This window comes from Pseudonocardia sp. WMMC193 (assembly GCF_021728735.1).
GTDB lineage: Bacteria > Actinomycetota > Actinomycetes > Mycobacteriales > Pseudonocardiaceae > Pseudonocardia > Pseudonocardia oroxyli.
Genome location: NZ_JAKKDO010000003.1, coordinates 458,036 through 483,542 on the forward strand (window position 1 = coordinate 458,036; position 25,507 = coordinate 483,542).

General features: G+C 73.0%; 27 protein-coding genes and 1 tRNA gene. 19 read left to right on the forward strand and 9 right to left on the reverse strand.

Annotated features, from left to right (window positions below; all coding sequences use genetic code 11):
• Positions 1-16 precede the first annotated feature (16 nt).
• From dnaG to L3X23_RS03555, 3 genes are read left to right on the forward strand one after another with little or no spacing between them, the layout of a single operon-like run.
• Positions 17-1,882: a DNA primase gene (gene dnaG / locus L3X23_RS03545; protein ID WP_237190662.1), complete on the forward strand. Its 1,866-nt coding sequence runs from the start codon at positions 17-19 to the stop codon at positions 1,880-1,882.
• Entirely contained in the window at positions 1,879-2,325 is a 447-nt protein-coding gene (locus L3X23_RS03550) for a hypothetical protein (RefSeq protein ID WP_237190663.1), read from the forward strand. The genes dnaG and L3X23_RS03550 overlap by 4 nt, the downstream gene beginning before the upstream one ends.
• Positions 2,326-2,383: 58 nt before the next feature.
• Positions 2,384-3,145, forward strand: a complete 762-nt coding sequence (locus tag L3X23_RS03555) for a trans-aconitate 2-methyltransferase (protein WP_237190664.1) — start codon at positions 2,384-2,386, stop codon at positions 3,143-3,145.
• Between the two features lie 111 nt (positions 3,146-3,256).
• On the opposite strand, the gene L3X23_RS03560 is transcribed toward L3X23_RS03555, so the two are convergent.
• Positions 3,257-4,036 (reverse strand): NAD(P)H-dependent oxidoreductase, encoded by a 780-nt coding sequence (locus L3X23_RS03560; RefSeq protein ID WP_237190665.1) that lies wholly within the window; start codon positions 4,034-4,036, stop codon positions 3,257-3,259.
• 70 nt (positions 4,037-4,106) lie between these two features.
• Between L3X23_RS03560 and L3X23_RS03565 the strand changes: the two genes are divergently transcribed.
• Both L3X23_RS03565 and L3X23_RS03570 read left to right on the forward strand, forming a co-directional pair.
• The gene (locus L3X23_RS03565) at positions 4,107-5,054 is read left to right on the forward strand and encodes a GlxA family transcriptional regulator (RefSeq protein ID WP_237190666.1); all 948 of its coding nucleotides are present in this window, start codon (positions 4,107-4,109) and stop codon (positions 5,052-5,054) included.
• Positions 5,055-5,071: 17 nt separating this feature from the next.
• Entirely contained in the window at positions 5,072-6,352 is a 1,281-nt protein-coding gene (locus tag L3X23_RS03570; protein WP_237190667.1) for an aspartate aminotransferase family protein, read from the forward strand.
• A gap of 37 nt (positions 6,353-6,389) precedes the next feature.
• Here the strand turns inward: L3X23_RS03570 and L3X23_RS03575 are convergent, their stop codons facing one another.
• A complete protein-coding gene (locus L3X23_RS03575; RefSeq protein WP_255734165.1) occupies positions 6,390-7,139 on the reverse strand; it encodes an AAA family ATPase in 750 nt (249 codons plus the stop codon).
• On the reverse strand, positions 7,136-7,321 hold the full coding sequence (locus tag L3X23_RS03580) for a hypothetical protein (RefSeq protein ID WP_093089350.1): 186 nt from the start codon (positions 7,319-7,321) through the stop codon (positions 7,136-7,138). Before L3X23_RS03580 ends, L3X23_RS03575 begins: the two co-directional genes overlap by 4 nt.
• A 152-nt stretch (positions 7,322-7,473) precedes the next feature.
• Here L3X23_RS03580 and L3X23_RS03585 point away from each other — a divergent pair.
• Positions 7,474-7,546, forward strand: a tRNA-Asn gene (locus L3X23_RS03585).
• A gap of 272 nt (positions 7,547-7,818) precedes the next feature.
• On the opposite strand, the gene L3X23_RS03590 is transcribed toward L3X23_RS03585, so the two are convergent.
• Entirely contained in the window at positions 7,819-8,055 is a 237-nt protein-coding gene (locus L3X23_RS03590) for a hypothetical protein (protein WP_237190669.1), read from the reverse strand.
• Positions 8,056-8,123: 68 nt separating this feature from the next.
• Here L3X23_RS03590 and L3X23_RS03595 point away from each other — a divergent pair, with 68 nt between their 5' ends.
• The 4 genes from L3X23_RS03595 to L3X23_RS03610 all read left to right on the forward strand — a co-directional run bounded on the left by L3X23_RS03595 (position 8,124) and on the right by L3X23_RS03610 (position 11,152).
• On the forward strand, positions 8,124-8,342 hold the full coding sequence (locus tag L3X23_RS03595) for a type II toxin-antitoxin system HicB family antitoxin (RefSeq protein ID WP_020625202.1): 219 nt from the start codon (positions 8,124-8,126) through the stop codon (positions 8,340-8,342).
• Complete coding sequence (locus L3X23_RS03600; protein ID WP_308116862.1) at positions 8,339-8,563, forward strand: type II toxin-antitoxin system HicA family toxin; 225 nt, start codon at positions 8,339-8,341, stop codon at positions 8,561-8,563. The genes L3X23_RS03595 and L3X23_RS03600 overlap by 4 nt, the downstream gene beginning before the upstream one ends.
• A gap of 127 nt (positions 8,564-8,690) precedes the next feature.
• Positions 8,691-9,965 (forward strand): DUF1800 family protein, encoded by a 1,275-nt coding sequence (locus L3X23_RS03605; RefSeq protein WP_237190671.1) that lies wholly within the window; start codon positions 8,691-8,693, stop codon positions 9,963-9,965.
• Complete coding sequence (locus L3X23_RS03610; RefSeq protein ID WP_237190672.1) at positions 9,962-11,152, forward strand: DUF1501 domain-containing protein; 1,191 nt, start codon at positions 9,962-9,964, stop codon at positions 11,150-11,152. Before L3X23_RS03605 ends, L3X23_RS03610 begins: the two co-directional genes overlap by 4 nt.
• A 69-nt stretch (positions 11,153-11,221) precedes the next feature.
• Here L3X23_RS03610 and L3X23_RS03615 read toward each other — a convergent pair whose 3' ends face one another.
• Positions 11,222-11,899 (reverse strand): TetR/AcrR family transcriptional regulator, encoded by a 678-nt coding sequence (locus L3X23_RS03615; protein ID WP_237190673.1) that lies wholly within the window; start codon positions 11,897-11,899, stop codon positions 11,222-11,224.
• 62 nt (positions 11,900-11,961) lie between these two features.
• Between L3X23_RS03615 and L3X23_RS03620 the strand changes: the two genes are divergently transcribed.
• From L3X23_RS03620 to L3X23_RS03640, 5 genes are all read left to right on the forward strand, one after another.
• Complete coding sequence (locus L3X23_RS03620) at positions 11,962-12,645, forward strand: DUF2306 domain-containing protein (protein WP_237190674.1); 684 nt, start codon at positions 11,962-11,964, stop codon at positions 12,643-12,645.
• Between the two features lie 102 nt (positions 12,646-12,747).
• On the forward strand, positions 12,748-14,286 hold the full coding sequence (locus L3X23_RS03625) for an ABC transporter substrate-binding protein (RefSeq protein WP_237190675.1): 1,539 nt from the start codon (positions 12,748-12,750) through the stop codon (positions 14,284-14,286).
• A complete protein-coding gene (gene nikB / locus L3X23_RS03630) occupies positions 14,283-15,236 on the forward strand; it encodes a nickel ABC transporter permease (RefSeq protein WP_237190676.1) in 954 nt (317 codons plus the stop codon). Before L3X23_RS03625 ends, nikB begins: the two co-directional genes overlap by 4 nt.
• Positions 15,233-16,948 (forward strand): dipeptide/oligopeptide/nickel ABC transporter permease/ATP-binding protein, encoded by a 1,716-nt coding sequence (locus tag L3X23_RS03635; RefSeq protein WP_237190677.1) that lies wholly within the window; start codon positions 15,233-15,235, stop codon positions 16,946-16,948. Before nikB ends, L3X23_RS03635 begins: the two co-directional genes overlap by 4 nt.
• A complete protein-coding gene (locus tag L3X23_RS03640) occupies positions 16,941-17,705 on the forward strand; it encodes an ABC transporter ATP-binding protein (RefSeq protein WP_237190678.1) in 765 nt (254 codons plus the stop codon). The genes L3X23_RS03635 and L3X23_RS03640 overlap by 8 nt, the downstream gene beginning before the upstream one ends.
• An 87-nt stretch (positions 17,706-17,792) precedes the next feature.
• Here the strand turns inward: L3X23_RS03640 and L3X23_RS03645 are convergent, their stop codons facing one another.
• The 4 genes from L3X23_RS03645 to L3X23_RS03660 all read right to left on the reverse strand — a co-directional run bounded on the left by L3X23_RS03645 (position 17,793) and on the right by L3X23_RS03660 (position 21,228).
• Positions 17,793-19,361: an FAD-dependent monooxygenase gene (locus tag L3X23_RS03645; protein ID WP_237190679.1), complete on the reverse strand. Its 1,569-nt coding sequence runs from the start codon at positions 19,359-19,361 to the stop codon at positions 17,793-17,795.
• A gap of 80 nt (positions 19,362-19,441) precedes the next feature.
• A complete protein-coding gene (locus L3X23_RS03650; protein ID WP_237190680.1) occupies positions 19,442-20,080 on the reverse strand; it encodes a TetR family transcriptional regulator in 639 nt (212 codons plus the stop codon).
• A 45-nt stretch (positions 20,081-20,125) separates the two neighbouring features.
• Positions 20,126-20,614, reverse strand: coding sequence for a helix-turn-helix domain-containing protein (locus tag L3X23_RS35970; RefSeq protein ID WP_308116863.1), 489 nt, complete (start codon positions 20,612-20,614; stop codon positions 20,126-20,128).
• A gap of 122 nt (positions 20,615-20,736) precedes the next feature.
• Complete coding sequence (locus L3X23_RS03660; protein ID WP_237190681.1) at positions 20,737-21,228, reverse strand: Hsp20/alpha crystallin family protein; 492 nt, start codon at positions 21,226-21,228, stop codon at positions 20,737-20,739.
• A 183-nt stretch (positions 21,229-21,411) separates the two neighbouring features.
• Here L3X23_RS03660 and L3X23_RS03665 point away from each other — a divergent pair, with 183 nt between their 5' ends.
• The 4 genes from L3X23_RS03665 to L3X23_RS03680 all read left to right on the forward strand — a co-directional run bounded on the left by L3X23_RS03665 (position 21,412) and on the right by L3X23_RS03680 (position 25,471).
• The gene (locus L3X23_RS03665; RefSeq protein WP_237190682.1) at positions 21,412-21,828 is read left to right on the forward strand and encodes a hypothetical protein; all 417 of its coding nucleotides are present in this window, start codon (positions 21,412-21,414) and stop codon (positions 21,826-21,828) included.
• 425 nt (positions 21,829-22,253) lie between these two features.
• Positions 22,254-23,861, forward strand: coding sequence for a peptide chain release factor 3 (locus L3X23_RS03670; protein ID WP_237190683.1), 1,608 nt, complete (start codon positions 22,254-22,256; stop codon positions 23,859-23,861).
• Complete coding sequence (locus L3X23_RS03675; RefSeq protein ID WP_237190684.1) at positions 23,858-25,135, forward strand: D-arabinono-1,4-lactone oxidase; 1,278 nt, start codon at positions 23,858-23,860, stop codon at positions 25,133-25,135. Before L3X23_RS03670 ends, L3X23_RS03675 begins: the two co-directional genes overlap by 4 nt.
• Positions 25,136-25,204: 69 nt before the next feature.
• Positions 25,205-25,471 (forward strand): hypothetical protein, encoded by a 267-nt coding sequence (locus tag L3X23_RS03680; protein ID WP_143030231.1) that lies wholly within the window; start codon positions 25,205-25,207, stop codon positions 25,469-25,471.
• The last annotated feature ends 36 nt before the right edge of the window (positions 25,472-25,507 follow it).

A 25,507-nucleotide genomic window follows, 5' to 3' on the forward strand; every position in this document is an offset into this window, starting at 1 on the left:
GCCTAGACTCGCCCCCATGGCGGGGCGGATCCGGGACAGCGACATCGCGGAGGTCCGTGACCGCACCCGGATCGAGGACGTGATCGGCGACTACGTCGCCCTCCGGCCTGCGGGCGCCGGCTCGCTGAAGGGCCTGTGTCCCTTCCACGACGAGAAGACGCCGTCGTTCAACGTCCGTCCCGGGCGGGGCATGTTCCACTGCTTCGGCTGCGGCGAGGGCGGCGGCGCGATCGACTTCGTGATGAAGATCGAGCACGTCGGGTTCGTCGAGGCCGTCGAGCGGCTCGCGGACAAGTGCGGCGTCCAGCTGGTCTACGAGGGCGGCGGGGCGAGCGTTCAGAAGGACCGCGGCACCCGTTCCCGGCTCCTCGAGGCGAACAAGAAGGCTGCGGAGTTCTACGCCGCGCAGCTGCGCACCCCCGAGGCCGCGCAGGCCATGCAGTTCCTCACCCAGCGCGGGTTCTCCTCCGCCGCGGCCGAGCAGTTCGGCAACGGCTACGCGCCCTCGGGCTGGGACACGCTCACCAAGCACCTGCTGGCCCAGGGCTTCTCGCTCGACGAGCTGGAGAAGGCGGGTCTGTCCAAGCCCGGTCAGCGCGGGCACATCGACCGCTTCCACCGCAGGCTGCTCTGGCCGATCCGGGACCTCGGGGGAGACGTCGTCGGGTTCGGGGCCCGCAGGCTGTTCGACGACGACCGCATCGAGGCCAAGTACCTCAACACCTCCGACACGCCGGTCTACAAGAAGTCCAGCGTGCTGTTCGGCCTGGACCTGGCCAAGCGCGAGATCGCCAAGCGTCGCCAGGTCGTGGTGGTCGAGGGCTACACCGACGTGATGGCGATGCACCTGGCGGGCGTGCCCACCGCCGTCGCGTCCTGTGGCACGGCCTTCGGCACCGAGCACGTGAGCGTGCTGCGCAGGCTCATGGGGGACGACTCGTTCGACCGGGGCGAGGTCATCTTCACCTTCGACGGGGACGCGGCCGGGCAGGCCGCCGCGATGAAGGCCTTCGAGGGGGACCAGGCCTTCGTCGCGCAGACCTTCGTCTGTATCGCACCGGACGGGCAGGACCCCTGCGAGCTGCGCCAGGCCCACGGCGACACCGCCGTGCGGGACCTGGTGGCGCGCCGCGAGCCGATCATCGAGTTCGCGATCCGGACCAAGCTCAAGGCCTTCGACCTGGACACCCCGGAGGGCCGGATCAAGGCGCTGCAGGACATCGTGCCGGACGTTGCGAAGATCAAGCGCGAGGACCTGCGGGACGACTACGCGCGCCGGCTGGCGGGCTGGGTCGGCTGGGACGACATCGCCATGGTCGTGCGCCGCGTGCGCGAGGAGGCCGGGGGAGGGGCGCCGCGTCGGCGCCGGGCCGCCCCCGCCGCCCCCCGTCGGGACGATCCCCGCCTGCACCTGCAGCGCGAGGCGCTCAAGGCCGCCCTGCAGATCCCCGCGATCGCGGGCGAGGCGTACGACGAGCTGCCCGAGCAGGTCTTCACCCACCCGGCGTTCGCGTCCCTGCACATCGCGATCACCAAGGCGGGCGGGGTGTGCGCGGGCATCGACGGAGGAGAGGGTGGCGCGTGGGTCGAGGCCGTCGGCGCGGAGTGCACGCCGGAGGAGCGCAAGCTGCTCTCGGAGCTGGCGGTCGAGCCGCTCGAGCTGCCCCGCAAGCTCGGGGACGAGGTCCGCTACGTCGCCTCGGTGCTGGCCGGGGTGAAGCTCGCGCTGGTCGAGGCGCAGATCGCCGAGGTCAAGTCGCGGCTGCAGCGCACCAACCCCACCGAGGACCCCGAGCTGTACCACGAGCTGTTCGGCGACCTGGTGCCCCTGGAGCAGTACAAGATCGCGCTGCGGGAGCAGGCGAGCGGGGCGCACCGATGAGGTGGGCCTTCTGGCGGGAGGCGCTCCCGGAGGGGTTCGAGGGCGAGCTCGATCCCGAGGAGCACGTCGTCGCCACCGCGGACGTCCGGTCCGGGGGGCACCTCGTCGTCACCAACCGGGGGGTGTGGTTCCCGGGGGCGGACGAGCGCGTGGGCTGGCACCTGGTGTCCAAGGCCAGCTGGACGGACGGCGCGATGATCTTCGTCGTCGCGACGGAGGAGGACCTCGGCCGGGCCTTCCTCCTGCACGACGGCCCGCCCCGCCGCTACGTGCTCGGCGAGCCCGGCAAGGTGCCCAAGGCGGTGCACGACCGCGTCACGCAGTCGATCGTGTCCCGGGAACGTGCCCGCATGGCGGACGGTCGCGAGGCCTGGATGCTCGAGCGACGCATCGCCGGGCGGGACGGCACCGTCCGCCAGATCCGACCCGACCACCCCCTGTGAGCGGCGATGAGGGCTCTGGCGACCATCCCCGCTCACGACCGCTGAGCTGGGAGGACGTGTGACCACCACCTGGGACCCGGCGCTCTACCTGGACTTCGACGACCTCCGTGCCCGGCCCTTCCGGGACCTCGTCGCCCGGATCCGGGCCGAGGGCCCGCGCCGGGTCGTCGACCTGGGCTGCGGGCCCGGGAACATGACGGCCACGCTGGCCGCCCGCTGGCCCGAGGCGATCATCGACGCGATCGACTCGTCGGCCGAGATGGTGGCCGCCGCCCGCGCGAACGGCGTCCCCGCCGAGCGTCGGGCCGTCGAGGACTGGACGCCCGCGCCGGACACCGACGTCGTCGTGACGAACGCGGTGCTGCAGTGGGTGCCCACCCACCGGGAGCTCATCCCGCGGTGGCTCGCCGCGCTGCCGCCCGGCGCGACCTTCGCCTTCCAGGTGCCCGGCAACGGTGCCGCGCCCTCGCACGCGCTCACCCGGGCGCTCGCCGCGCAGCGCGGCGTCACGGTGCGCGGCGAGCCGGACGTCGCCGCGCCCGCCGAGTACGCCGAGCTGATGTCCGCTCCCGACCTCGCCGCCGAGGTGGACGTCTGGGAGACCACCTACCTGCAGCGGCTCACCGGCGAGGACCCCGTGCTGCACTGGCTCGGCAGCACCACCCTGCGCCCGGTCCGGGACGCGTTGTCGGCCGAGGACTACGCGGACTTCACCGCCGAGCTGGCCCCGCAGCTGCGGGCGGCCTACCCGCCGAGCGCGGACGGCAGCACCTGGTTCCCCTTCCGGCGGATCTTCGGAGTGGCCCGCCTGCCCCGATGAGCCGGCAGCCCGGAGCGCTGGTGATCCGCTCACGCGTGATCACCAGGCGCTGACGGTCGGATGATCACGCCGACTCGGCCCGGAGCGCCTGGTGACCACCACGCGGCATGATCAGCAGGCGCTGAGGGCTCTCGCGTCCGCCGCCCGGTGCGCCCGCAGGCCCGTCTCGCCCGGTGCGACGTGCGGGTGCAGCTCCAGCGCCGCGTAGTCCTCCCGTTCGGAGCGGTAGGGGATCGGCGGATCCGACGCCACGCCGGCCAGCCGCGCGACCAACGCGTCACCGGCGGCGTCCGCGTCCGCGGCGGAGTACCGGTCGGCACCGGGCACGAGGTGCGGCGCGAGCACCGTGGCCCCGGCGTAGAAGAGCGTGCCGTGCAGGATCGGGAAGAGCACCTCCTCCAGCTCCCCGTTCACCCCGCGGGGCCCGAACGCGGCGGCGGGCCCGCCCGCGGAGGTCACGACGAGGGCCCGCTTCCCGGCCAGGATCCCGTCGCCGTAGCGGCGGGTCCGCCCGTCCGGCCCGCGCACGCCGTACCCGAAGCCGCTCACGAACACCCGGTCGACCCAGCCCTTGAGGATCGCGGGCATCCCGAACCACCACAGCGGGAAGTGCAGCACCAGCAGCTCGGCCCGGCGGATCTTGTCCTGTTCCGCCCGCACGTCGGCGGGCAGTGTCCCCGCCGCGTACGCCGCACCCGCCGCCTCCGACACGAACAGCCGGTCGGAGACGCCGTAGTCGGCGGCCGTGACCACCGGGTCCCATCCCATGGCAGGCAGGTCCGACACCTCCACGGCGTGTCCGGACGACCGCAGCGCGGCGACCCCACGGGCGGCGAGGGTGGCGGTCAGCGACTGCGGATCCGGCGGGGCGACGACCCAGAGAACGTCCATGTCGTCGATCCTGCGCACCCCGTCCACGCCGGACAATGGCCTGACGGACAGCATGTGCGAACATCGGGCCATGACCCACCGCGTGGCCGTCTTCGTCCGCGACGGCGCCCTGCCCATGGAGATCGGCATCGTCCACCGCATCTTCGGGCAGGCGGGACCCGGCCTCTACGAGGTGCTGACCTGCACCGTCACCCCAGGACCGGTCCGCACCGACGCGGACTTCTCGATCAACGTCGAGCACGGCCCCGAGCTGCTGGAGACCGCGGACACGGTCGTGGTCCCCGCCTCGAAGCCGGACGACGAAGCGCGCCCGATGACCCCGGAGATCGCCGCGGCGTTGGCGCGCATCCGACCCGGGGTCCGCATCGCCTCGGTCTGCACCGGCGCCTTCACCCTCGCCGCCGCCGGCCTGCTGGACGGGCGCCGCGCCACCACCCACTGGCGCTCCGCGGACCGCTTCCGCGCGCTGTTCCCGCAGGTCCTGCTCGATCCGGACGTCCTCTACACCGAGGACGGCGGGATCCTGACGTCCGCGGGCGTGGCGTCCGGCATCGATCTCTGCCTGCACATGGTCCGCTCCGACCACGGCGCCGCCGTGGCCAACGAGGTGGCCCGCGGCACCGTCGTCCCGCCCCATCGCGACGGCGGCCAGGCCCAGTTCATCCGACGTCCGGTGCCCGAGCCCGCCGTCTCCTCGACCGGCCGGGCGCGGGAGTGGGCCCTGGCCAACCTGCACCGCCCCGTGTCGCTGCGCGAGCTCGCGGCCCGGGAGTCGACCAGCACCCGCACCTTCACCCGCCGCTTCCGCGACGAGATGGGCACGTCGCCGGGGCGCTGGCTCTCCCGCCAGCGCATCGAGCGGGCGCGGGCCCTGCTGGAGGAGACCGACCTCCCCGTGGACGACGTCGCCGAGCGCGCGGGGTTCGGCACCGCCGCGTCCCTGCGGCTGCACCTGCAGACCGAGCTGGGGGTCTCGCCCACCGCCTACCGGCGGACCTTCCGGGCCGAGCGGGTCTGAGCCTACTGTCGGGGGACATGGGCGACCTCACCGATCACCTGGTCCACTTCTCCGGCCGCGGGCAGTTCAGCCCGGACGTCATCGCGCGCGCCGCGGGCAGCATCGTGGTGACCGAGGACGGGCGTGAGCTGCTGGACTTCACCTCCGGCCAGATGAGCGCGATCCTCGGCCACTCCCACCCGGAGATCGTCGCGACGGTGCGGGAGCAGGTCGGCACGCTCGACCACCTCTACAGCGGCATGCTGAGCCGCCCGGTCCTCGACCTGGCCCGCAGGCTCACCGAGACCGTGCCCGCGCCCCTGGACAAGGCGATGTTCCTGTCCACGGGCGCCGAGGCGAACGAGGCCGCGCTGCGGATGGCCAAGCTCGTCACGGGTGGGCACGAGGTGGTGTCCTTCGCCCGTTCCTGGCACGGGATGACCGGCGGTGCGGCGGGCGCGACCTACAGCGCGGGACGCGTCGGCTACGGGCCGGGTGCGCCGGGCAACTTCGCGCTGCCGGTGCCGGACGCCTTCCGCCCGCCGCTGACCGACGCCGACGGGAACCTGGACTGGCGCCGCCAGCTCGACCTCGGCTTCGACCTGATCGACGCCCAGTCCGTCGGCGGTCTCGCGGCGTGCCTCGTCGAGCCGATCCTGAGCTCCGGCGGCGTCGTGGACCTGCCGCCCGGGTATCTCGCCGCGCTGCGGGACAAGTGCCACGAGCGCGGCATGCTGCTGATCCTCGACGAGGCGCAGACGGGCCTGTGCCGCACGGGGGACTGGTACGCCTTCGAGCGCGACGGCGTGGTCCCGGACATCCTGACCCTGTCCAAGACCCTGGGCGCGGGGCTCCCGCTGTCCGCCGTGCTGACCAGCGCGGACGTCGAGGAGCGTGCCCACGAGCGCGGTTTCCTGTTCCTCACCACCCACGGCAACGACCCGCTGGTCGCCGCCGTCGGCCTCACCGTCCTCGACGTGCTCGTCCGCGACCGCCTGGACCTGCGCGCCCGCGAGCTCGGCGCCCGGCTGCGGGCGGGTCTCGACGAGCTCGCCGCCCGGCACCCGGTGATCGGGGACGTCCGCGGCCGCGGCCTGCTCGTCGGACTCGAGCTGGTCCCGTCCGGGGCCTGGGCGGACGCGGACGCGCTCGGGGCCGCCGTCACCCGCCGCTGCGCGGAGCTGGGCCTGCACATGAACATCGTCCAGCTGCCGGGGATGGGCGGCACCTTCCGCATCGCCCCGCCGCTGACCGCGAGCGAGGCCGAGATCGACCGCGGGGTGGCGCTCCTCGACCAGGCGCTCGCCGACACGATCTGATCGACGTCCGGCACGCCGGGTGGGTCGACGGGCGCCGTCAGAGGAGGTGGCGCAGGGTCGCTGCCGGATCGGCGAGGAACTCGCGGGTGGCCCGGACCGGCAGGCAGTCGTCGTAGGCGACGGTGTGCAGTCCGCCGTCGGCGTCGATCTGCAGGATCCGGGCGCCGGGCAGCGCCGGGAGGATCGGGCTGTGCGTGGCGATCAGGAACTGCGAGCCGCCCCGGGTGAGCTGGTCGATGCGGGTGAGCGCGGCCAGCTGGCCCCGCGGCGACAACGCGGCCTCCGGCTCGTCGAGCAGGTAGAGGCCGTTCGGGCGGAAGCGGTGGGTGAGCAGGTCGAGGAACGACTGGCCGTGGGAGCGCTCGTGGAGGGAGACCCCGCCGTACGGCGCCAGCTCCAGTTCGCGGGCCTCGATCTCCGAGGCGACGTTGTAGAAGGTCTCGGCGCGCAGGAAGAAGCTCGACCGCTCCCTGCCGGGGGCGCGCGAGACGGTCAACGCCCCGCCCAGCTCCGACTCGGTCGAGCGGGTCGTGAACCGGAAGTGGCGCGAGCCGCCCTCGGGGTTCAGCCCGGCCGCGACGGCGAGCGCCTCGATCAGCGTGGACTTCCCGGACCCGTTCTCGCCCACCAGGAACGTCACCCCGGGCGCGAACTCCAGCCGGCGTCCGCGCAGGGCGGCGACGACCGGGAGGCTGAACGGGTAGCGGGCCCAGTCGGCGACCTCGTCGTCGACCGCGACACGGCGCAGGAAGATCCCCGCGCCGCGCGGGGGTCGCGGGGCTCTCAGCGCTCCTGGCGCGGGCCGCTGAGGACCTCCTCCACGCGCGCCCGCACCACGCCGGCCGCGCCCTGCACCGCGGGATGGTCGGCCACCCGCTGGTAGGTGCGGTGCAACTGCTCGTAACGCTCGTGGCCGGCCTTCGTGCCCAGCACGTAGCCGATCGCGGCACCCAGCAGGAACTTGAGCATGGCGGCCCTCCGGTTCGACGTCTCGCCCATCCTGCCGCAGCCACCCCCACGGGCGCCGCGCGCGGGCGGGGAGGGGGCCCCGAAAGGGGTCCGCGGCGGTGTTGTACTGTTCCTCTCGCCGGTTGAGCGGGGCACCGCCACCGGCCGAGCGGTCCTCCGTAGCTCAATTGGCAGAGCATGCGACTGTTAATCGCAGGGTTACTGGTTCGAGTCCAGTCGGAGGAGCTTCTTCCCAGGTCAGCGGCACATGGCCCGGCCGATTGCAGGAACCCGGTAGCCGTTACAGACCGGAACCCCCTTCCCTACCGGTATGCGCGCCCTTGCGGACGTGATCGAGTGCCTGTTCTGCGGCCTGATCGAACTGGCCCGGATTCTGGACAGCAGGTGCGTGTGGCAGGGCGAGCGCTGGGGCCACCGCCGAGCAGTTCCAGGGGCGACCCGGCCGACGCGATCTAGGAGGCGGCCCGGACGACGAGGAAGGGGCGAGACCACTCGACTCAGGCGTCGAAGCGCACGGTGGTGAAGCCGAGCGTGCCCGAGAAGTCGGTGGTGTCCTGGAAGCCCCAGCCGATGACCGTGGCGGCCTGCGGCACAAGGTAAACCCAGGTCATGTCGGCCTCGAAGCCCGGCTGGAGCTGGTCGTTGCACTCGGGATTGCCCTTGAGCTTGTCGAGGTCCTCGATGGCGTCGAAGTTGTGCTGCTGCGAGTCCACAAGCTTGGTGTTGATCGGCAAGCTGACAGGGCGCGGACCGCTTTCCAGCGAGGGCCGATCTCGCCCCCGTAGAGCCGTACACTCGGCCCATGGACACTGCTCGCACCTTGACCGCCGCCGTGGCGAAGGACGGCGAGTGGTACGTCGCCCGTTGCCTGGAGATCGAGGTCGCCAGCCAGGGCGAGACGGTCGACGAGGCGCTGGCGAACCTCCGCGAGGCCCTGGAGCTGTACTTCGAGGACGACGAGGTGCCCGCCAGCTTCGAGCACCCGCTCGTGACCCCGATCGAGATCCGCATCCCGGCGTGAGCCCGGCTCTTCCCCAAGTCTCCGGCACGCAGGTCGTCCAAGTGCTGGAGTCCGCGGGCTTCGAGCACCGCTCGACCAAGGGGAGTCACGCGAAGCTCCGACATCCGGACGGCCGAGTGGCGATCGTGCCCCTGCACCGCTCGCTCGCCCGCGGCACCCTCGGCTCGATCCTGCGACAGGCCGGCCTGAGCGCCGCGGAGTTCCTGGACCTCCTCGGCTGAAGGCACCGCTCACCTCCGCCGGCACCGGCACCGAGCCGCCGCAACCACCCGTAGCCGTGCCGACGGCGCGGCGGGAAATTCCCCCGACACGTACGCGGATTTCACAGGCGCGGGTGACCATCGACTCGTGAGCCCGATTCCGGAGCCCGAGCGTGTTCGCCGGTTGGTGGAGCGTCTCGCGTTCGGTGCGGTGCCGTCGGACGCCCCCGACGCCCCCGACGACCCTGACGCGGTGGGTGCGGCGTTGTTGGCCCAGCAGCCTGGTGGGGTGGAGCCGCCGGATCTGGGTGCGCCGCCGGCGGTGGATGCGAAGGACCCGGCGGTGAAGGCCGCGGCGGAGAAGGCGTTGTCGGCGCAGAACTCGCTGGCGGTGCGCTGGTGGGTGGATCGGATGGTGTCGAGCCCCACTCCGTTGGTGGAGAAGGTGACGTGGTTCTGGCACGGGCATTTCGCCACCGGAGCCGGGATGGTGCGCAGCGCGGGGCTGATGGTGGCCCAGAACCAGACGTTGCGGGCGCTGGGGCTGGGTGGTTTCGAGCCGTTGGCGCAGGCCATGGTGGTCGATCCGGCGATGGTGGTGTGGTTGAACGGCAACCAGAACCGTGCGGGCGCGCCGAACGAGAACCTGGGGCGCGAGCTGATGGAGCTGTTCGTGCTGGGCGTGGGCAACTACACCGAGCCGGACGTCAAGGAGGCGGCTCGGGCGCTGACCGGGTGGACGGTGGACAGGGACCGGATGCGCGCGGTGGTGGACCCGAAGCGGTTCGACGCCGGCCCGAAGACCGTGTTGGGTGCTCCGGTTTCGGACGCGCACTCGCTGGTCGCGATGTTGGTGGCTCGGCCGGAGTCCGCTCGGTTCGTGGTGGCGCGGGTGTGGGCGCGGTTCGTCTCGGACACCCCGCCGCCGCCGGACGTGGTGGAGCGGCTGGTGGCGGCCTTCGGGGCCGGACGGGACGTCCGGGCGCTGCTGGGGGCGGTGGTCGCCGAGCCGTTGTTCGCCGATCCCGGCTCGCAGCTGGTGAAGCAGCCGGTCGAGTGGGCGGTGGGGCTGATGCGGGCGGTCGGGGTGCGCCCGGCCGAGCTGGCGGACAAGGACTGGGCCGGGGTGCAGGACGCGTTGGGACGGTTGGGGCAGGTGCCGTTCCAGCCGCCCAGTGTCGGGGGGTGGCCTGCGGGGCAGGCGTGGCTCACCACGGGGGCGGCGTTGGCGCGGTTGAGTCTGGCTCAGGTCGTGGCGAGGAACGTCGGTGAGCCGCCGCGCACGATCGAGGAGGCGGGCGCGATGCTCGGCGTCGCTGCGTGGTCGCCGCGGACGAGGGCGGCTCTCGATCACGTCCGATCGGACCCGCGGCAGTTGTTGGCGGTGGCGGCGACCTCGCCCGAGTATGTGGTGAGCCGATGAGGGATCTGACGCGCAGGCGGTTCCTGCAGTTCAGCGGGGTGACCGCGGCGGCGGCGCTCGCGGCGGGCGGGACGGCGGTGGGTGTCGACCGGTTGTTGTCCGCGCCGCCGTCGGGGGACTCGGTGCTGGTGCTGGTCACCCTCTACGGGGGCAACGACGGGTTGAACACCCTGATCCCGGCGGAGGACCGGGCGTATCAGGACGGCAGGCCGGAGCTGGCGTACGCCCCCGAGCAGGTCCTCGCCCTCGGTGAGGGTCTCGGGCTGAATCCGGGTCTGCGGCGGCTGCACGGCTTGTGGGAGCAGCAGCGGCTGACGGTGGTGCGCGGGGTCGGGTACCCGCGGCCGGACCACTCGCACTTCCGGTCGATGGCGATCTGGCAGACGGCGTCTCCGGACACGTCCGTGCGGACCGGCTGGCTCGGGCGGTGGCTCGACCACGCCCACACCGAGCACGGTGCCGACCCGTTGCGGGCGGTCAGTCTCGAGCCCACGCTCCCGCCGTTCCTGGCCGGGGAGCGGACCGCGGGGGCCACGATCCGCCCGGAGGGGCTCGCCCTGCCGCAGAAGTCGCTGGCCGACGCCTATCGGGGGCTGGGTGTGGCGGACGGGGGTGACTCGCCGTTGCAGGCGCGGGCGGCGGAGTCGGTGACGGAGCTGTTCACCGTGGCGCAGGCGGTGAACGGGGCGCTGACCCCGGGGACGCCGAACACCCTCGCCGCTCAGCTCGGCGCGGTCGCCGCGCTGGTGCGCGCGGGTGCGCCGCCGCGGGTCTACTCGGCGTCGCTGGGGGGTTTCGACACCCATGCCGACGAGCGCGGCACGCAGGAGCGGTTGCTCGGCGAGCTCGACGCGGCCCTGGGCGGGTTCGTCGACGCGCTCGCGGGGGTGTCGCGCCGGGTGGTCACCGTCGTCTACTCGGAGTTCGGGAGGCGGGTCCGGGCGAACGCGGGGCAGGGGACCGACCACGGGACCGCGGCGCCGGTGTTCGTCCTGGGGGAGCGGGTGCGCTCGGGGTTCCTGGGGGAACAGCCCTCGCTCGAGGACCTCGACGACGGCGACCTGAAGTACACGGTGGACTTCCGGGACGTCTACGCCTCGGTGCTCGAGGACGTGCTGGGGGCGGACGTGGAACCGGTCCTGGGGACCTGGAAGGGACGGGCGGGGTTCGAGACGACCACTCCGTGACGGGAGGCGACCAGGAGCCGCGTCGACGGGCAGGGCCGCCGGTGGGCGGTGTGCGCCGAACGCTCCGGCCTACCGCGGCCGGACCTCGTCAGCACCCTCCCGGTCGCCCCGCAGTGCCGCGGTGACGCCGTCGAGCACCCGGGCGAGGCCGAACTCGAAGAGGTCCTCGCCGTCGTCCCACGGCGGTCTGCTCAGGACCCGGGTGAGCAGCGGGAGGTCGCGTCCGGAGGCCTCGATGTCCGCGACGGCCGGGGCGCGGTCGGCCGTGGGGGTCGCCGCGCCCCGGACGTAGCCGTTCACGAGGTGCAGGATCCGCAGGGCGGTGGGCAGGGTCGCGCCCGAGCCGACGATCAGGGCCAACGCCGTCTCGGCCCACGTGCATTCGGCGGGGCCCATCCGCCGCGGACCGGTGACCAGCGGGAGTGTCCAGGGGTGGGCCTGGAAGACCGCGCGGTTGGCCCGGGCCCATGCGGCCAGCCCGTCCGGCACGGAGGCCCCGACGAGGTCCGGCGGTGCCCCGATCGCCTCGTCGAGCATCAGGTCGACCAGGGCGTCCTTGTGCGGCACGTGCCGGTAGAGCGACATCGGCGCGGCACCCAGCTCGCGGGCCAGGCGGGGCATGGACACGGCCTCGAGCCCCTCGGTGTCGGCCAGGCGCACGGCGGTCTCGACGATCGCGGCCCGGCTCAGCCCGCGCCGGCCCGCCGGGGCGGCCGGCGCCCAACGAGGGTCTTCGGGGGTGGGCACGCGGACAGTGTGGCAGACCATAGAGTAGACAAGCTTACGCAGAATGCGTAAGGCTTACGCACATGCGCACCGACAGCAGTCCCGTCCGCCGCGACCCCCGGCGGGTCCGGATCGGTCTCGGCGTGTTCGCCGTGGTCGTCCTCGTCTTCCTGGCCTTCTCGCTCCCGCCCTACCTCGGGCTCGATCCCGCACGGTCTCGGATCACGCCGCGACCGGACTACCCGCTGCACTATCCGCTGCTGGTGGCGCACATCGGCTTCGGCACGATCGCGCTGGTCACCGCGGTCCTGCAGATCTGGCCGTGGCTGCGCCGCACTCATCCGACCGCGCACCGGTGGGTCGGTCGGGTCTACCTGTTCGGCGGGGTGTTCCCCGGCGGGATCGTGGTGCTGGGGGTGAGCCCGGTCAGTACGACCGGGCTCGCCTCGGCCGCGGGCAACACGATCCTCGCGCTGCTCTGGCTGGGCACCGCGTGGGCGGGATGGCGGGCCGCGCGGGAGCGCCGGTTCGCCGACCATCGGCGGTGGATGATCCGCAGCGTCGCGCTGACCTTCTCGATCGTGGTCAACCGGGTCTGGATCGGGGTCTATCTCGGGCTGTTCGCCCTGGCCAGCCCGCTCGACGACGCGACCGTCCTGGCCGCGGGGGCGGCGTCGGTGTGGTCGAGCTGGATCGTGAACCTGCTCGTCGCCGAGTGGTGGCTGTTGCGGCCGAAGCGGGCCCGGGCGCGGTCGGGGGTGGCGTGAGGGTCGGCCTGGGAGGCAGATCACTCTTGTCGACCACCCGACCCCCACCTAGGTTCAAATCCTCTCAGTTGAACGGGTGGTCATATGACTCTGCGTAGTCGAGTGCCGGCGGGGCTCGTGGCGGCGGTGGTGCTCCTGGCGAGCGGGTGCGCCGGGGCCACGAGGACGGGCGACGCGGCGGCGCCGGAGCAGGTGCTCCGGGTGGTGACGGTCAACATGCCGCGCTCGTTGGACCCCACCAGCATCGACGCGCAGCGGATCCTGGAGAACGGGCTGGCCGAACCGCTGATCGCGCTCAACGACGACGGGACCCTCGCCCCGGCGCTCGCGACGAGCTGGACCGCGGTCGAGCCGACGGTGTGGGAGCTGCAGCTGCAGGAGGGGGTGCGGTTCTGGAGCGGTACCCCGCTCGACGCGGCGGCGGTGAAGGCGTCGTTGGAACGCCACCAGCGGCTGAACAAGCGAGTGACCTCGACCCTCAAGGGCCTGACGTTCGAGGTCACCGGCCCGCTGACCCTGCGGATCCACACTCCGAAGCCGGACCCCGGCTTCGCGTTCCGGCTGACCACGTCGCTGGGCATCGACAACGCCGCCGCGGACGACGCCGCGGGTGAGGGCGCCAACACCGCCCCCGATCTGACCGGCTACTTCATCCCGACGGCGTTCGTGCCCGGCGAGTCGCTGACCGCGGAGTGGAACCCCGACTACCGGATCCAGCCGGACGGGCCGCACCTGCAACGGATCGAGGCCCGGCTGGGCAGCGACGCCCAGGCCCGACTGCTGGCCCTGCGCTCGGGCGACGCGGACGGCGAGTACAACGTCGAGGTCGAGCAGCGCCAGCAGTACGAGCGGGACCCGGAGGACTTCACGGTCCTCGCACAGGCGCCCACGACGCGCAACATCTGGATGAACATCGCCAAGGTTCCGGCGCTGGCCGACCCCGTCGTGCGGCGTGCCCTCGACGTCTCCGTGGACCGGGGCGCGTTGATCTCCGGCCTGAACCGCGGCTACGCCGTCCCGGCGACCGGGCACTTCCCGGCCGGACTGCCCTACGCCCTCGGCCAGGGCACTCCGACGACCCCGGACGTCGAGGGCGCCGACGCGCTGCTCGACGGTGCGGGCTGGACCCGCGGCGCCGACGGGATCCGCACGAAGGACGGACAGCGGCTGCAGTTCCGGATGCTGACCTACCCGATCTTCCAGCCGCTCGCCATCGCCCTCCAGAGCCAGTGGAAGGAGATCGGGGTCGCGATCGAGCTCGCCCCCGTCGAGACCACGGCGTCGAACCAGCTCATGCTCGACGGGAACTTCGAGATGGCGACCTACTGCTCGTGCGGCACCGCCACCGGTGACCTCGCGGGCCAGCTGCGCTCCTACTACCGCAGCGACGTCGTCACCAACTACGGGCGCTACTCCAACCCTCAGGTCGACCGGCTCCTCGACGAGCTGGCGGGCGAGTTCGACCCGGCCCGCCAGCAGGACCTCGCCAGGCAGGTGCAGCAGCTGGTCTACGACGACCACGCGATCCTGTACCTGTTCAACTCCACCCAGTGGGCCACGGCCTACACGTCCGCCGTGCGCGGGGTGGACCCCAACCGGTCGAAGTGGATCCTGCCGGGCATGTGGGTCGCGGGCGCGTGAGAGTCCTGCGGTACGCCGGGACGAGGCTGCTGGTCACCGTCCCGGTCCTCCTGGGCGTCACGATCGTGCTGTTCAGCCTGCTGCGGCTGATCCCCGGCGACCCGACGCACGCGATCCTGCTGTCGATGGCCGAGCCGGGCGCGGACCTGAGCCGGGTCGACGAGGACATCGCCGCGCTGCGCGCCGACCTCGGCCTGGACCGCCCCTACCCGGCCCAGTACCTCAGCTGGCTCGGGGACCTGGTCCGGGGCAACCTCGGCACCTCGTTCCGCAGCGGTACCCCGATCCTCGGCGAGCTGCTCGTGCGCCTCCCCGCCACGCTCGAGCTGGCGGGGGCCGCCCTGCTGGTCATGGCCCTGATCGTGGTGCCGACGGGGGTCCTCGGCGCGGTCCACCACGGCCGCGGCCCGGACCGGGCACTGCGGGTGGTGTCGCTGCTCGGGGTGTCGATGCCGAGCTTCTTCCTCGCGCTGCTGCTGATGTACGCGTTCTCGGTGCGGCTGGCCTGGTTCCCGACGCTGGGCCGGGGCGGCCCGGGCCACCTCGTGCTGCCCGCGGTGACCCTCGGACTGGGGCTGGCCGCCGGCGCCTCCCGACTGCTGCGGTCCGCGATGCTCGACGCGCTTGCCCAGCCGTACGTGGCGACCGCCGAGGCGAAGGGGCTCCCGATGCGGGCCATCGTGCTGCGACACGCGCTGCGCAACGCGGTGCTCCCGCTGCTCACCGCCACCGGCCTCATCGTGGGCGGGGTGCTGGGCGGCGCCGCCGTGGTGGAGACCGTGTTCTCGTGGCCGGGCATCGGGCGCTACATCGTGGACGCCGTGGCCGGGCGCGACTACCCGGTGATCCAGGCGTTCGTCCTCGCCATGGCGGTGCTCTTCGTGCTGGTCAACCTGCTCGTCGACCTGGCGGCACCGTGGGTGGACCCGCGCTTGCGGGTGGCGTCGTGACCCGGGTTCGGGACCGGCTGGCGAGCCTGCCCCGCCGCGACCGGCTGCTGCTGCCCGCGGTCGCGGTGGTGGTGCTGGCCGTCGTCGCGGCGCTGGCCGCACCGCTGCTGAGCAGCCAGGACCCGACCGCGGTCGACTACGGGGCCGCGTTGTCCCCGCCCGGCCCCGAACACCTGCTCGGCACCGACACCTTCGGCCGCGACGTGCTGACCCGCCTGATGTACGGGGGTCGGGCCTCCCTGACGGCGGCCTCCCTCGCCGTCGCGGTGGTGGTCGTCGTCGGCACCGTGGTGGGGGCGGTGTCCGCGCTGGTCGGCGGCGTGCTCGACGTCCTGCTCACGCGGGTGGTCGACGTGCTGCTGGCCTTCCCGCGCCTCGTGCTGGCCATCGCGATCGCCGCCTTCGTGGGCGCAGGCCTCGGCGGACTGGTCCTGGCCCTGTCCGTCGTGTCGTGGCCCGGCTACGCCCGGATCGTGCGCGGGCTGGTGCTCCAGGTCCGGCAGGAGGGATACGTCGTCGCCGCGCGCGCGGCGGGCACACCGCCGCTGCGGATCCTGCGCACCCACGTCCTCGGCGCCGTCTCCGGACCCATCCTGGTTCTCGCCCTCGTCGACTTCGGCGAGATCGTGCTCGGGGTGGCCGCCCTCTCCTTCCTGGGGCTCGGAATCGCACCGCCCGTTCCCGAGTGGGGGGCCATGCTGAACGAGTCGCGCTCCTCCCTGGAGGACGCCCCCTGGACGTTCCTCGCCCCGGGTCTCGCGATCTTCGTGGTGGTGCTGGCGGTCAACCACGTGGGCGACTCGCTGCGGGACACACTCGACCCGCGCGAGACCTCGCTGCCGGCACCGCCGCGGTGGCGCGATCGCCACGGCGGACCCGCCAGGCGGGCGCGGGTCGCGCGGATGGCGGCGGGACCCGACGCCGTCGGGGCTCCGCTGGTCCTCGTCGAGGACCTGCGAGTCGTGGTCGGGGACACGACGATCCTCGACGCCGTGTCACTGCGCATCGACCCGGGCGAGTGCGTCGGCCTGGTCGGGGAGAGCGGCTCGGGCAAGAGCACCCTCGCCGCGGCCCTGCTCGGCCTCGTCCGGCCACCCCTGCGCCTCGCGGGCGGTGAGATCACCCTGCTCGGCGAGCCCGTCGCCGCCCTGTCCTGGCAGGACTGGCGGCCGATTCGCGGCCGGCACGTCGCGCTGGTCTCGCAGGACCCGATGAACGCGCTCAACCCGTTGCTGCGCATCGACACCCAGGTCGTCGAGTGCGGCACCGCACACGGCATGTCCGTTCCGGAGGCCCGGCGCCGGGCCGCGGAGGTGCTGGAGGCCGTCGGGCTTCCCGCGACCACCGGGGGGCTCTACCCCCACCAGCTCTCCGGCGGGATGCGGCAACGCGTCGTGATCGCGATGGCACTGGTGAACCGGCCACGGGTGATCGTCGCCGACGAACCGACCACGGCCCTGGACGTGAGCACCCAGGCCGGGGTGCTCACCGAGCTGGCGGGCCTGCGCAGCGAGCTCGGCGTCGGCCTGCTCTTCGTCTCGCACGACCTGCGGCTGGTCGCGGGGCTCGCCGACCGCGTCGTCGTGCTGCGCGAGGGTCGGATCGTCGAGCAGGCACCGACGGCGGAGATCTTCGGCTCGCCCCGTGCGGAGTACACCCGCGAGCTGATCGCCGCGGTACCCCGGGTGCCGGGCGAGGTCGTCCATGGCTGAGGTGCTGCTGACCGCGGCCGGTCTCGGCAAGGCCTATCGGGGCCGGACCGTGCTCGACGGCGTCGACCTGGCCGTCGCCGCCGGGGAGACCGTCGGGCTGGTCGGGACGTCCGGAGCGGGCAAGTCCACGCTCACCCGGTGCCTGGCGGGGCTCGAACGCCCGTCGGCTGGCACCGTCACCTGGGAGGGCGCCCCGCTCGGGCGTGGTCGACACCGGGGCGTCCAGACGGTGTTCCAGGACCCTCGGGCCGTCCTGAACCCCCGGTGGACGGTCGGGCGCAGCATCGCCGAGCCGCTGGTGACCTGGTGCCGCGAGCTCGGCGCCGCAGGGCGCCGCGCGCGGGTCGCCGAGCTGCTCGACCGCGTCCACCTGCCCGCGGTCCTGGCCGAGCGCTACCCCCACGAGCTGAGCACCGGGCAGTGCCAGCGGGTCTGCCTGGCCCGCGCGCTCGCCCCGGACCCTCGGCTGATACTGCTCGACGAACCGCTCTCCGCGCTCGACCTCCCCGCCCAGTCCCGCATCCTGCGGCTTCTCGGCGAGGTCCAGGCCGACACGGGGACCGCGTACCTGTTCGTCTCGCACGACATCGTCGTCGTCGCGACCGTGTGCGCGCGCATCCTCGTCCTGCACGAGGGGCGCATCGTCGAGGAGGCGCGCGCCCACGACCTGCTCACCGCGGCCCGGCATCCCCACACCCGCGCCCTCGTCGCCGACACCCCGCGCCTGCCCGCCTCGGCCCGCCCGAGCGGGCGGTGAGCAGACCCGGCGGTCCGCCGACCGTCGCCGCGGGGTCCGCCCGGCTCAGCCCGGGTCGCGGATGCGCTGGAGCCGTCGGAGGCGCGGTCAGCGGTCGACGGCACCGAACCAGTGTTGCGTCGCCGACCGAAGTCCAGCCAGCTCGGCGTCGCTCGGGCGCGCGGACGCCGACGCCCAGGCCACGTAGCAGTCCGGGCGCAGCAACAGCGCAGGGGCCGCGACACCGGAACCCGGCCGTCCCGTGACGACGTCCACCCGGTCGCGCCACCCGGACAACGCCGCGGCGGGCGACCCGTCCGGGGTCGTGTCCAGCAGCAGCGGCCGCGCGGTGCGGGTCAGCTCCGCCAGCCGGACCGTCCCGGCCCGGGTGCGCAGGACCATGTCCGGTGCCCACCGGCCGACGAGCGGATGGGTGCCTGCGGCGGGCATGGGGTAGCGGACGTCGGCTCCGGCCAGGAGATCGGCGATGTGCTGGACGGTGTTCCGGTCGCCGAGCAGTTCGGCGAACAGTTCGCGCAACGCTGTGACCTCACTGCCGGGCGCGATCAGCGCGGACTGCGCCAGGGTGTGCATGACGACCCGGCGAGCGACGGGCAGCCGTTCCGACTCGTAGCTGTCCAACAGCTCCGGCGCTGCCCGGCCCCGTAGCACGGTGGCGAGCTTCCAGCCGAGGTTGACCGCGTCCTGCAGGCCGAGGTTCAGCCCTGGTCCGCCCATCGCGGAGTGCACGTGGGCCGCGTCGCCGACGAGCAGCACGCGGCGGTCGGAGAACCGTTCGGCCAGCCGGGTGTTGCCGCTCGTGCCCCGGCGCAGCAGGTGGGGTCCGGCACCGGCCGGCGGCCCGAGCGGTACGGCGACGCCCAGCACGCGGCTGATGCCGGCCGCCATCTCGTCGACGGTCATCGCTTCCTCGTCGCCGATCGCCGATTCGTCCCACTCCATGGTGCTGACCATCGGTTCCCGGCCCGGGAAGTGCGCGAACACGAACAAGCCGCGTTCGGTGCGGTGGTGCTGGAAGGGTGCAACGGTGCCGTACCCGGGAACACTCAGCGCGCCGGTAGCCGGATCGATCCACTCCGCGGGCAGGGTGGCGTTCGCGGTCCGGGACGTCACTCGGTCCGTGGTGACGCCGGGGAAGCCGATGCCGGAGAGCGTGCGCGTCACACTGTGACCACCGTCCGCTCCGACGAGGTAGCGGGCCCGAAGCGAATAGTCCTCGTCCGGCCCGGCGACGGTGACGGTGACGGCGTCGTCGTCCTGCGCCAGGCCGACGAGTTCGTGTCCTCGCCGGATCTCCACTCCCAGCTCCACGGCGCGTTCCTCGAGGACCTGCGTGAGGTGTCGTTGCGGCACGGGCAACAGGTGGATCGGGTTGTCCACCAGCAGGCTCAGGTCGAGGGGGAGCGCGCCGAACACGTAGGCGCCGCTCGGCTCCGGTGGCTCCGAACCGCCGCTGAGACGCTCGTGCAGGCCCCGCCGATCGAGCATCCGCACCACCTGGCCGACCAGCCCGTTGGCTCTCGGCTCGGTGCTGATCGTCGGCAGGCGGTCCAGCACGATCGGCCGGACCCCGGCCAGGCTCAACTCGCAGGCCACCATGAGTCCGTTCGGTCCCGCACCGGCGATCACGACATCGACAACGGCATCCGTGGTCATTCGAACGTCCTCCTGTGCCCGGGGAAGGGCGTGACCGGTCGATCCCATCCTCGCGGCGGGCCTCGAACCTCGTGGAATTCCTACGGTGTGCCCGGTGCCGGGAGCCCGGCCGCGAGCTGTGCGAACGCGTCACGCAGTAGCGTCGCCATCGAGACGGGCGGGTTCGCGCGGATCCAGTGGTCGGAGGCGACGGTGATCGCTCCACCGACTGCTGCGGCGACGAGGTGCGGGTACACGTCGGTCTCGACATCGGTTCCGGTGCGTTCGGCGATCGCCGCGGCCAGTTCGGCCTGTGCCGCCACGGTGGCCTTCAGGTACTCGCCCTGCAGAGTCGGTTCGGTGAGCATGAGCCGGACACCGTCGGCCCACCGCCGCCCGGGTGGTTGATCGCCCTCGTCCTCCTGCCCCAGCGCGAACCGGGCCAGGACCGCTTCGGTGATCGCTTCCCACAGCGACTCACCGGCGGGCCGCACGCGCAGTTCGTCGCTGATCTGCAACGCGCGGTCGAGGTGCCTGGCGGCTATCGCCTCGGCCTTGTTGGAGAAGTAGTTGCGAAAGGTCCGCAGCGACACGTTCGCTTCGGCGGCGATGTCCTCGACACGCACATCGTCCACGCCCCGCTCCACGCAGAGGCGGATGGCGGCCCAGCTGAGGGCGATACGGGTCGCCTGCTTCTTGCGTTCCCGCAAGCCGACGCGGACCTCGTCCTCGGTAGCCATGCGGACGACCGTACGCAGAACTTGCCTAATGGGCAACTATGCCCACTAGGCAATATCGGGGCCGTCGAGAAGTCCTGCTCCGCGGCCGGTGCCACGGACCACATCGGAGGCGTCGTCCAGGTCGCGGATGCGGTCGTTGAGCTCGTCGATCCGGGCGCGGGCGGCGGCGAGTTCGTCGGTGCGGGTGCGGAGGTCCGCGCGGGCGGTGTCCAGCTCGGCGACGGCGTGGTCGCGGGCGTCGTCCGCGCGCCGGCGGGCCTGGTCGGTGTCGTCCAGGCGGTGTTCGAGGTCCATGATCGCCTGTGCCGAGACGAGGGTGTGTCCGGCGTCGAGCAGCCTGCGCAGCCGCGCGGCGACCCGGAGCTGGCGTCGGGAGTAGCGGCGGTGTCCGCCGCCGGTGCGATGGGGCTGCACGACCCCGGACGTGTCGAGGCTGCGCAGGAAGGCAGGCTGGACGTCGAGGAGCTCCGCGGCCTGTCCCATGGAGACGGCCGGGTAGTCCTCGTCGTCCAGCCTGCTGAGGTCGTCGGTCAAGGGTTATCGGTCTCCGCTGTGGTCATCGTCTGTCGTCATCGTCCTCCCGCGGGGTCGTGGAAACTGGGGGTCGTCGACCTTCCGGCGCCGGTCGCGGCCGGTCGGCCGGTGCGCCGGAAGGCTCAGGGGCCGGCCGCGGCCAGCCCGGGCCGTTCCGGCTGCGCGCTCGAGTCGTCGGGGGAGGTGTCCGCGGGCCCCGTCTGCAGGGCGGTCCGGTCGCCGGCGTGGCTGATCTCGATCTTGCGCGGCTTGGCCCGGGCGGCGACCGGGATGGTGATCGCGAGGACGCCGTCCCGGTAGGTCGCGGTGAGTCGGTCGCCGTCGAGGTCGCGCCCCAGCATGAGGCGCCTGCTGAACGAGCCCCGCGGTCGTTCGCGGGTCAGCCAGTCCCCGCCCTCGTGCGGGGTGCTGCGCTCGGCGCGCACGGTCAGCGCGTTGCCCTCGACGGTGACGTCGATGGAGCCCGGGTCGACGCCGGGGAGGTCGAAGGTCGCGACGAAGTGGTCGTCGAGGCGCTGGATGTCCATCGGCATCCCGGTGGGCATGCCGGTCTGTCCCGCCACCTTGTCCAACAGCCGGACGGCGTCGGCGAACGGCTCGTAGTTCAGCAGCATCGTGATCTCTCCTTCCGTGGTGCTGCCTTCCGGAGGGGACGTCAGAAGTTATAGCCCGCACTGGAGATTCATGCAAGTCTCGACGGAGAAAATTTCGGTCGGCGATCGTCACTCGTTGCCTGTTGCCGCCAGTGAACCTGCGGCGCACACTGCAGATATCCGACCCGGAGAAAGGAGCTCCTCATGTCCCTCGCCAAGGTCTGGCTGCAACTGCGTGACGGTGACCTGGTCCGTGCCGACCGGGTCGACGAGATCACCGTCCACCCCGTCCCGCGCAGCTCCGGTCCGGAGCGGTGGCTGGTGGACGTCGTGGTGCCCGTCGAGACGGGTGCCGGGGACCGGGGCGGTTGGCGCTCGGGGCCCCTGCACCGCACCCTCGCCCAGTGCGACGGGGAGCCGCACGGCGCCCAGGTGGCGCTCGCCCGGCTGCTGGCCCGCCTCGACGAGCTCGACGCCGCGGGCGTCGTGCACGCCCAGCTCACGCCCGCGACGGACGGCGTCTCGCCGCGGCCGGAGGTGCGGTTCCTGTTCTCGCGCTTCGACACCATGGACCAGACCCCACCGGCGGTCGAGCAGGCGACACCGGCGCCCGCGGGGTGAGCGGGCGGTCCGACGTGGGCGGGACCGGGCGGTGCGCTCCCCAGGCACCGCCCGGCCCCTCGCGGGACCCGGACGCGTCCGGCTCGTGGTTTCGGGTGGTCGCAGACATCGTGGGAGGGCCGTCGATCGGCGGTCCGGCGACGGCGTGAAGAATAAGCACGCGCGGACGTCGTCCGCGTTCGGCCGAACGGGTCCTCTTCCTGCACGTCGCGGGCGCCAGGGTCCTTGGTCCCGGGTGCGTCCCGGATCCGCCCGGCCCGGGTGCGGTCGTCCGGCCGGATCGGGGTGCCGAAACCGTGCCTAGCGTTCGGGTCCGTGCACGGTCCGGTCGACCGTCGGGGCGGGGTTCCGGCGGCGCCCGCACCGGGACGGCGCCCGCATCGCCCCCCGCCGGGCGTCGTCCCGGCCCCGTTACCCTGGACGACGTGGTGGAACAGGGTGGCAACCCCGATGGGGCACGGGTCCTGGCGGAGGCCGGGCGCAGGCGGTCGTTCGCCGTCATCTCCCATCCCGACGCGGGCAAGTCGACCCTCACCGAGGCGCTCGCGCTGCACGCCGAGGTGATCGACTCGGCCGGTGCGGTGCACGGGAAGTCGGGCCGCAAGGGCGTCACGTCCGACTGGATGGAGATGGAGCGCCAGCGCGGCATCTCCGTGTCGTCCGCGGTGCTGCAGTTCGAGTACGGCGGCGCCGTGATCAACCTGCTGGACACCCCCGGTCACGGGGACTTCTCCGAGGACACCTACCGCGTGCTCGCCGCGGTGGACGCCGCCGTGATGCTGCTCGACGCCGCGAAGGGCCTCGAGCCGCAGACCCTCAAGCTGTTCGACGTCTGCCGCTCGCGCAAGATCCCCGTGATCACGTTCGTGAACAAGTGGGACCGCCCGGGCCGCGAGGCCCTGGAGCTGCTCGACGAGGTGGAGCAGACCATCGGGCTGCGTCCGATGCCGCTGACCTGGCCGCTCGGCATCGCCGGCGCGCTGAAGGGCCTGATCGAGGTCGAGACCGGCGAGTACACGAAGTTCACCCGGGCCGCGGGCGGCGCCACCCGGGCCACGGCCGAGGTCGTCCCCGCCGAGGTCGCCGCCGCGGACGAGCCGGAGTTCTGGCAGACCGCGCAGGACGAGATCGCGCTGCTCGAGGAGATCGGCGCGACCTTCGACGAGAAGGACTTCCTCGCGGGCAGCGCCACCCCGGTGCTGTTCGGGGCCGCGCTGTCCAACATCGGCGTCGCCCGGCTGCTGGACGCGCTGGTCGCGCTCGCCCCGCCGCCCGGTGAGCGGGAGGACGCGGAGGGCCGCCCGCGCGAGCTCGACGCCCCGCTGTCCGGCCTGATCTTCAAGGTGCAGGCGGGCATGGACAGGGCGCACCGCGACCGGATGGCCTTCCTGCGCATCAACTCCGGGCGCTTCGAGCGCGGCATGGTGCTCACCCACGCCGCCACCGGCAAGCCGTTCGCCACCAAGTACGCGCAGTCGGTCTTCGGCAACCAGCGCACCACCGTCGAGGAGGCCTTCCCCGGCGACATCGTGGGCCTGGTGAACGCCAACGCGCTGCGGCCGGGGGACACCCTCTACGCCGCGCGGCCGGTGGAGTACCCGGCGATCCCCAGCTTCGCCCCGGAGCACTTCTCCGTCGCGCGCTGCGCCGACGCGGGCAAGACCAAGCAGTTCCGGCGCGGCATCGAGCAGCTCGACGGCGAGGGCGTCATCCAGGTGCTGCGCTCGGACCGTCGGGGGGACCAGGCTCCGGTGCTGGCCGCCGTCGGCCCCCTGCAGTTCGACGTGGTGGCGGCCCGGATGGAGTCGGAGTTCAACGCGCCGATCCGCCTGGAGGGCCTGCCCTACCAGATCGCCCGGGTGACGAACGAGGCAGGCGAGGCCGCGCTGTCGAGCCAGTCCGAGTGCGAGGTGCTGACCCGCAGCGACGGCCTGAAGCTGGCGGTGTTCAGCAACAAGTGGCGGATGGACGTGGTGATCCGCAAGTTCCCGGACGTGCCCTTCGAGCCGCTGCTGGCGGGCACGGTGCAGTGAGCTGGTCCAACTGGGCGGGCAACCAGCGCACCACCCCGGTGCGCACGGTGCTCGCCCGGTCCGCCGCGGAGGTCGCGGCGGCCGTGGTCCGGGCCGCCGACGAGGGGCACCGGGTGAGCGCGCTCGGCTCCGGGCACTCGTTCAGCGGGATCGGCGTGCCGGACGGCGTGGCCGTGCGGCCGCCGTCGGGCCCCGGGATCGTCGTCGAGGGCGACCTGGCGCACGTGCCCGCGGGCATGACCCTGCGCACGCTGAACGACCTGCTCTGGGAGCACGGGCGCGCCCTGCCCAACCTCGGTGACATCGACGCCCAGACGGTCTCCGGCGCCCTCGCCACCGGCACCCACGGCACCGGTGCGGGGTACCGGGGGATCGCCGCGCAGGTCCGCGGGTTCGAGATCGTCCTGGCGGACGGCTCCGTGGTGCGGGCGGACGGGGACCTGCTGCGGCTCGGCCGGATCGGGCTGGGCGCGCTGGGGGTCGTGACGAGCGTGACCCTGGAGACCGTCCCCGCCTTCGCGCTGCGCGCCCGGGAGCGGCTCGTCCCGCTGGAGCAGGCCCTGGAGCTGGCGACGCTCGATGCCGACCACGCCGAGTTCTACTGGTTCCCACACACCGAGCACGCGGTCCTGAAGTCCCACACCCGCACCGCATCATGGAGCCACAATGTCGATATCGGGGCGCGAAAACGGCGTTATGGATCCTTGATGCGGGACGAGGTGCTGGGGAACGGCGGGTTCGCGCTCGTGTGCGCGCTCGGTGACCGCGTGCCCGCGCTCGTGCCCCGGCTGAACCGGGTGTCGTCGCGGCTGATGCCTGCGGGGGAGTACACCGACCGTTCGTACCGCGTGTTCTGCTCGCCGCGGCGGGTGCGGTTCGTGGAGATGGAGTACGCCGTGCCGCTCTCCGCACTGGGCGCGGCGTTCGCCGGGCTGCGGTCGGCGGCCGAGCGGTACGCGCGGGCAGTCACGGTGCCGGTCGAGGTCCGGCTCACCGCCGCGGACGACGTGCCGCTGTCGATGGCGTACGGGCGGGAGTCCGCCTACCTGGCCGTCCACGTGCACGCGGGGCAGCCGTACGAGGCCTACTTCGCGGCCGTCGAGCAGGTGATGACCGGGCTCGACGGGCGGCCGCACTGGGGCAAGGTGCACACCCGCACGGCCGCCGACCTGCGCACCGTGCACCCGTGTCTCGACGAGTTCAGGGCGCTGCAGCAGCGCCTCGATCCGGGCGGTCTGTTCCACAACCCGCATCGCGAGCGGGTGCTCGGATAGCCGGGGAGATCCCCGTCTCACACTGAGATTCCGCTTGTCTCGTAGCCTCGCCGCGGGTCACCATTAGACATGGCTAACGCAGGACCGGTCGCTCGGGAGTTCCGCACCCAGACGCTGGCCTGCCTCGTGGTGCCGAGGCGGACCCGCGTGGTCCCCCGCCCCCTGAACGTCCGGCTGGTCGCCGTCGGCGCCGCCCTGATGGTCCTGCTGGCGGTCGCCACGATCGTCGCCGTCACGCTCGGCGCGCCGCCCGCGGTCTTCCTGCCCCTCGCGGCCCTCGCCCTGCTCGTCCGCCCGGCGATGGTGCTGCACCACCGGCGGAGTCGTCAGAACTGACGATGCGCCGGGGGAGGGTTCCCCGGACGACCCGCC

Excerpts from the sequence above, each read along its gene's own strand:
- dnaG (WP_237190662.1), top strand. The coding sequence starts at position 17 with ATGGCGGGGCGGATCCGGGACAGCGACATCGCGGAGGTCCGTGACCGC.
- L3X23_RS03550 (WP_237190663.1), top strand. The coding sequence starts at position 1,879 with ATGAGGTGGGCCTTCTGGCGGGAGGCGCTCCCGGAGGGGTTCGAGGGC.
- L3X23_RS03560 (WP_237190665.1), bottom strand. The coding sequence starts at position 4,036 with ATGGACGTTCTCTGGGTCGTCGCCCCGCCGGATCCGCAGTCGCTGACC.
- L3X23_RS03565 (WP_237190666.1), top strand. The coding sequence starts at position 4,107 with ATGACCCACCGCGTGGCCGTCTTCGTCCGCGACGGCGCCCTGCCCATG.
- L3X23_RS03570 (WP_237190667.1), top strand. The coding sequence starts at position 5,072 with ATGGGCGACCTCACCGATCACCTGGTCCACTTCTCCGGCCGCGGGCAG.
- L3X23_RS03580 (WP_093089350.1), bottom strand. The coding sequence starts at position 7,321 with ATGCTCAAGTTCCTGCTGGGTGCCGCGATCGGCTACGTGCTGGGCACG.
- L3X23_RS03595 (WP_020625202.1), top strand. The coding sequence starts at position 8,124 with ATGGACACTGCTCGCACCTTGACCGCCGCCGTGGCGAAGGACGGCGAG.
- L3X23_RS03610 (WP_237190672.1), top strand. The coding sequence starts at position 9,962 with ATGAGGGATCTGACGCGCAGGCGGTTCCTGCAGTTCAGCGGGGTGACC.
- L3X23_RS03620 (WP_237190674.1), top strand. The coding sequence starts at position 11,962 with ATGCGCACCGACAGCAGTCCCGTCCGCCGCGACCCCCGGCGGGTCCGG.
- L3X23_RS03640 (WP_237190678.1), top strand. The coding sequence starts at position 16,941 with ATGGCTGAGGTGCTGCTGACCGCGGCCGGTCTCGGCAAGGCCTATCGG.
- L3X23_RS03645 (WP_237190679.1), bottom strand. The coding sequence starts at position 19,361 with ATGACCACGGATGCCGTTGTCGATGTCGTGATCGCCGGTGCGGGACCG.
- L3X23_RS03650 (WP_237190680.1), bottom strand. The coding sequence starts at position 20,080 with ATGGCTACCGAGGACGAGGTCCGCGTCGGCTTGCGGGAACGCAAGAAG.
- L3X23_RS03660 (WP_237190681.1), bottom strand. The coding sequence starts at position 21,228 with ATGCTGCTGAACTACGAGCCGTTCGCCGACGCCGTCCGGCTGTTGGAC.
- L3X23_RS03665 (WP_237190682.1), top strand. The coding sequence starts at position 21,412 with ATGTCCCTCGCCAAGGTCTGGCTGCAACTGCGTGACGGTGACCTGGTC.
- L3X23_RS03680 (WP_143030231.1), top strand. The coding sequence starts at position 25,205 with ATGGCTAACGCAGGACCGGTCGCTCGGGAGTTCCGCACCCAGACGCTG.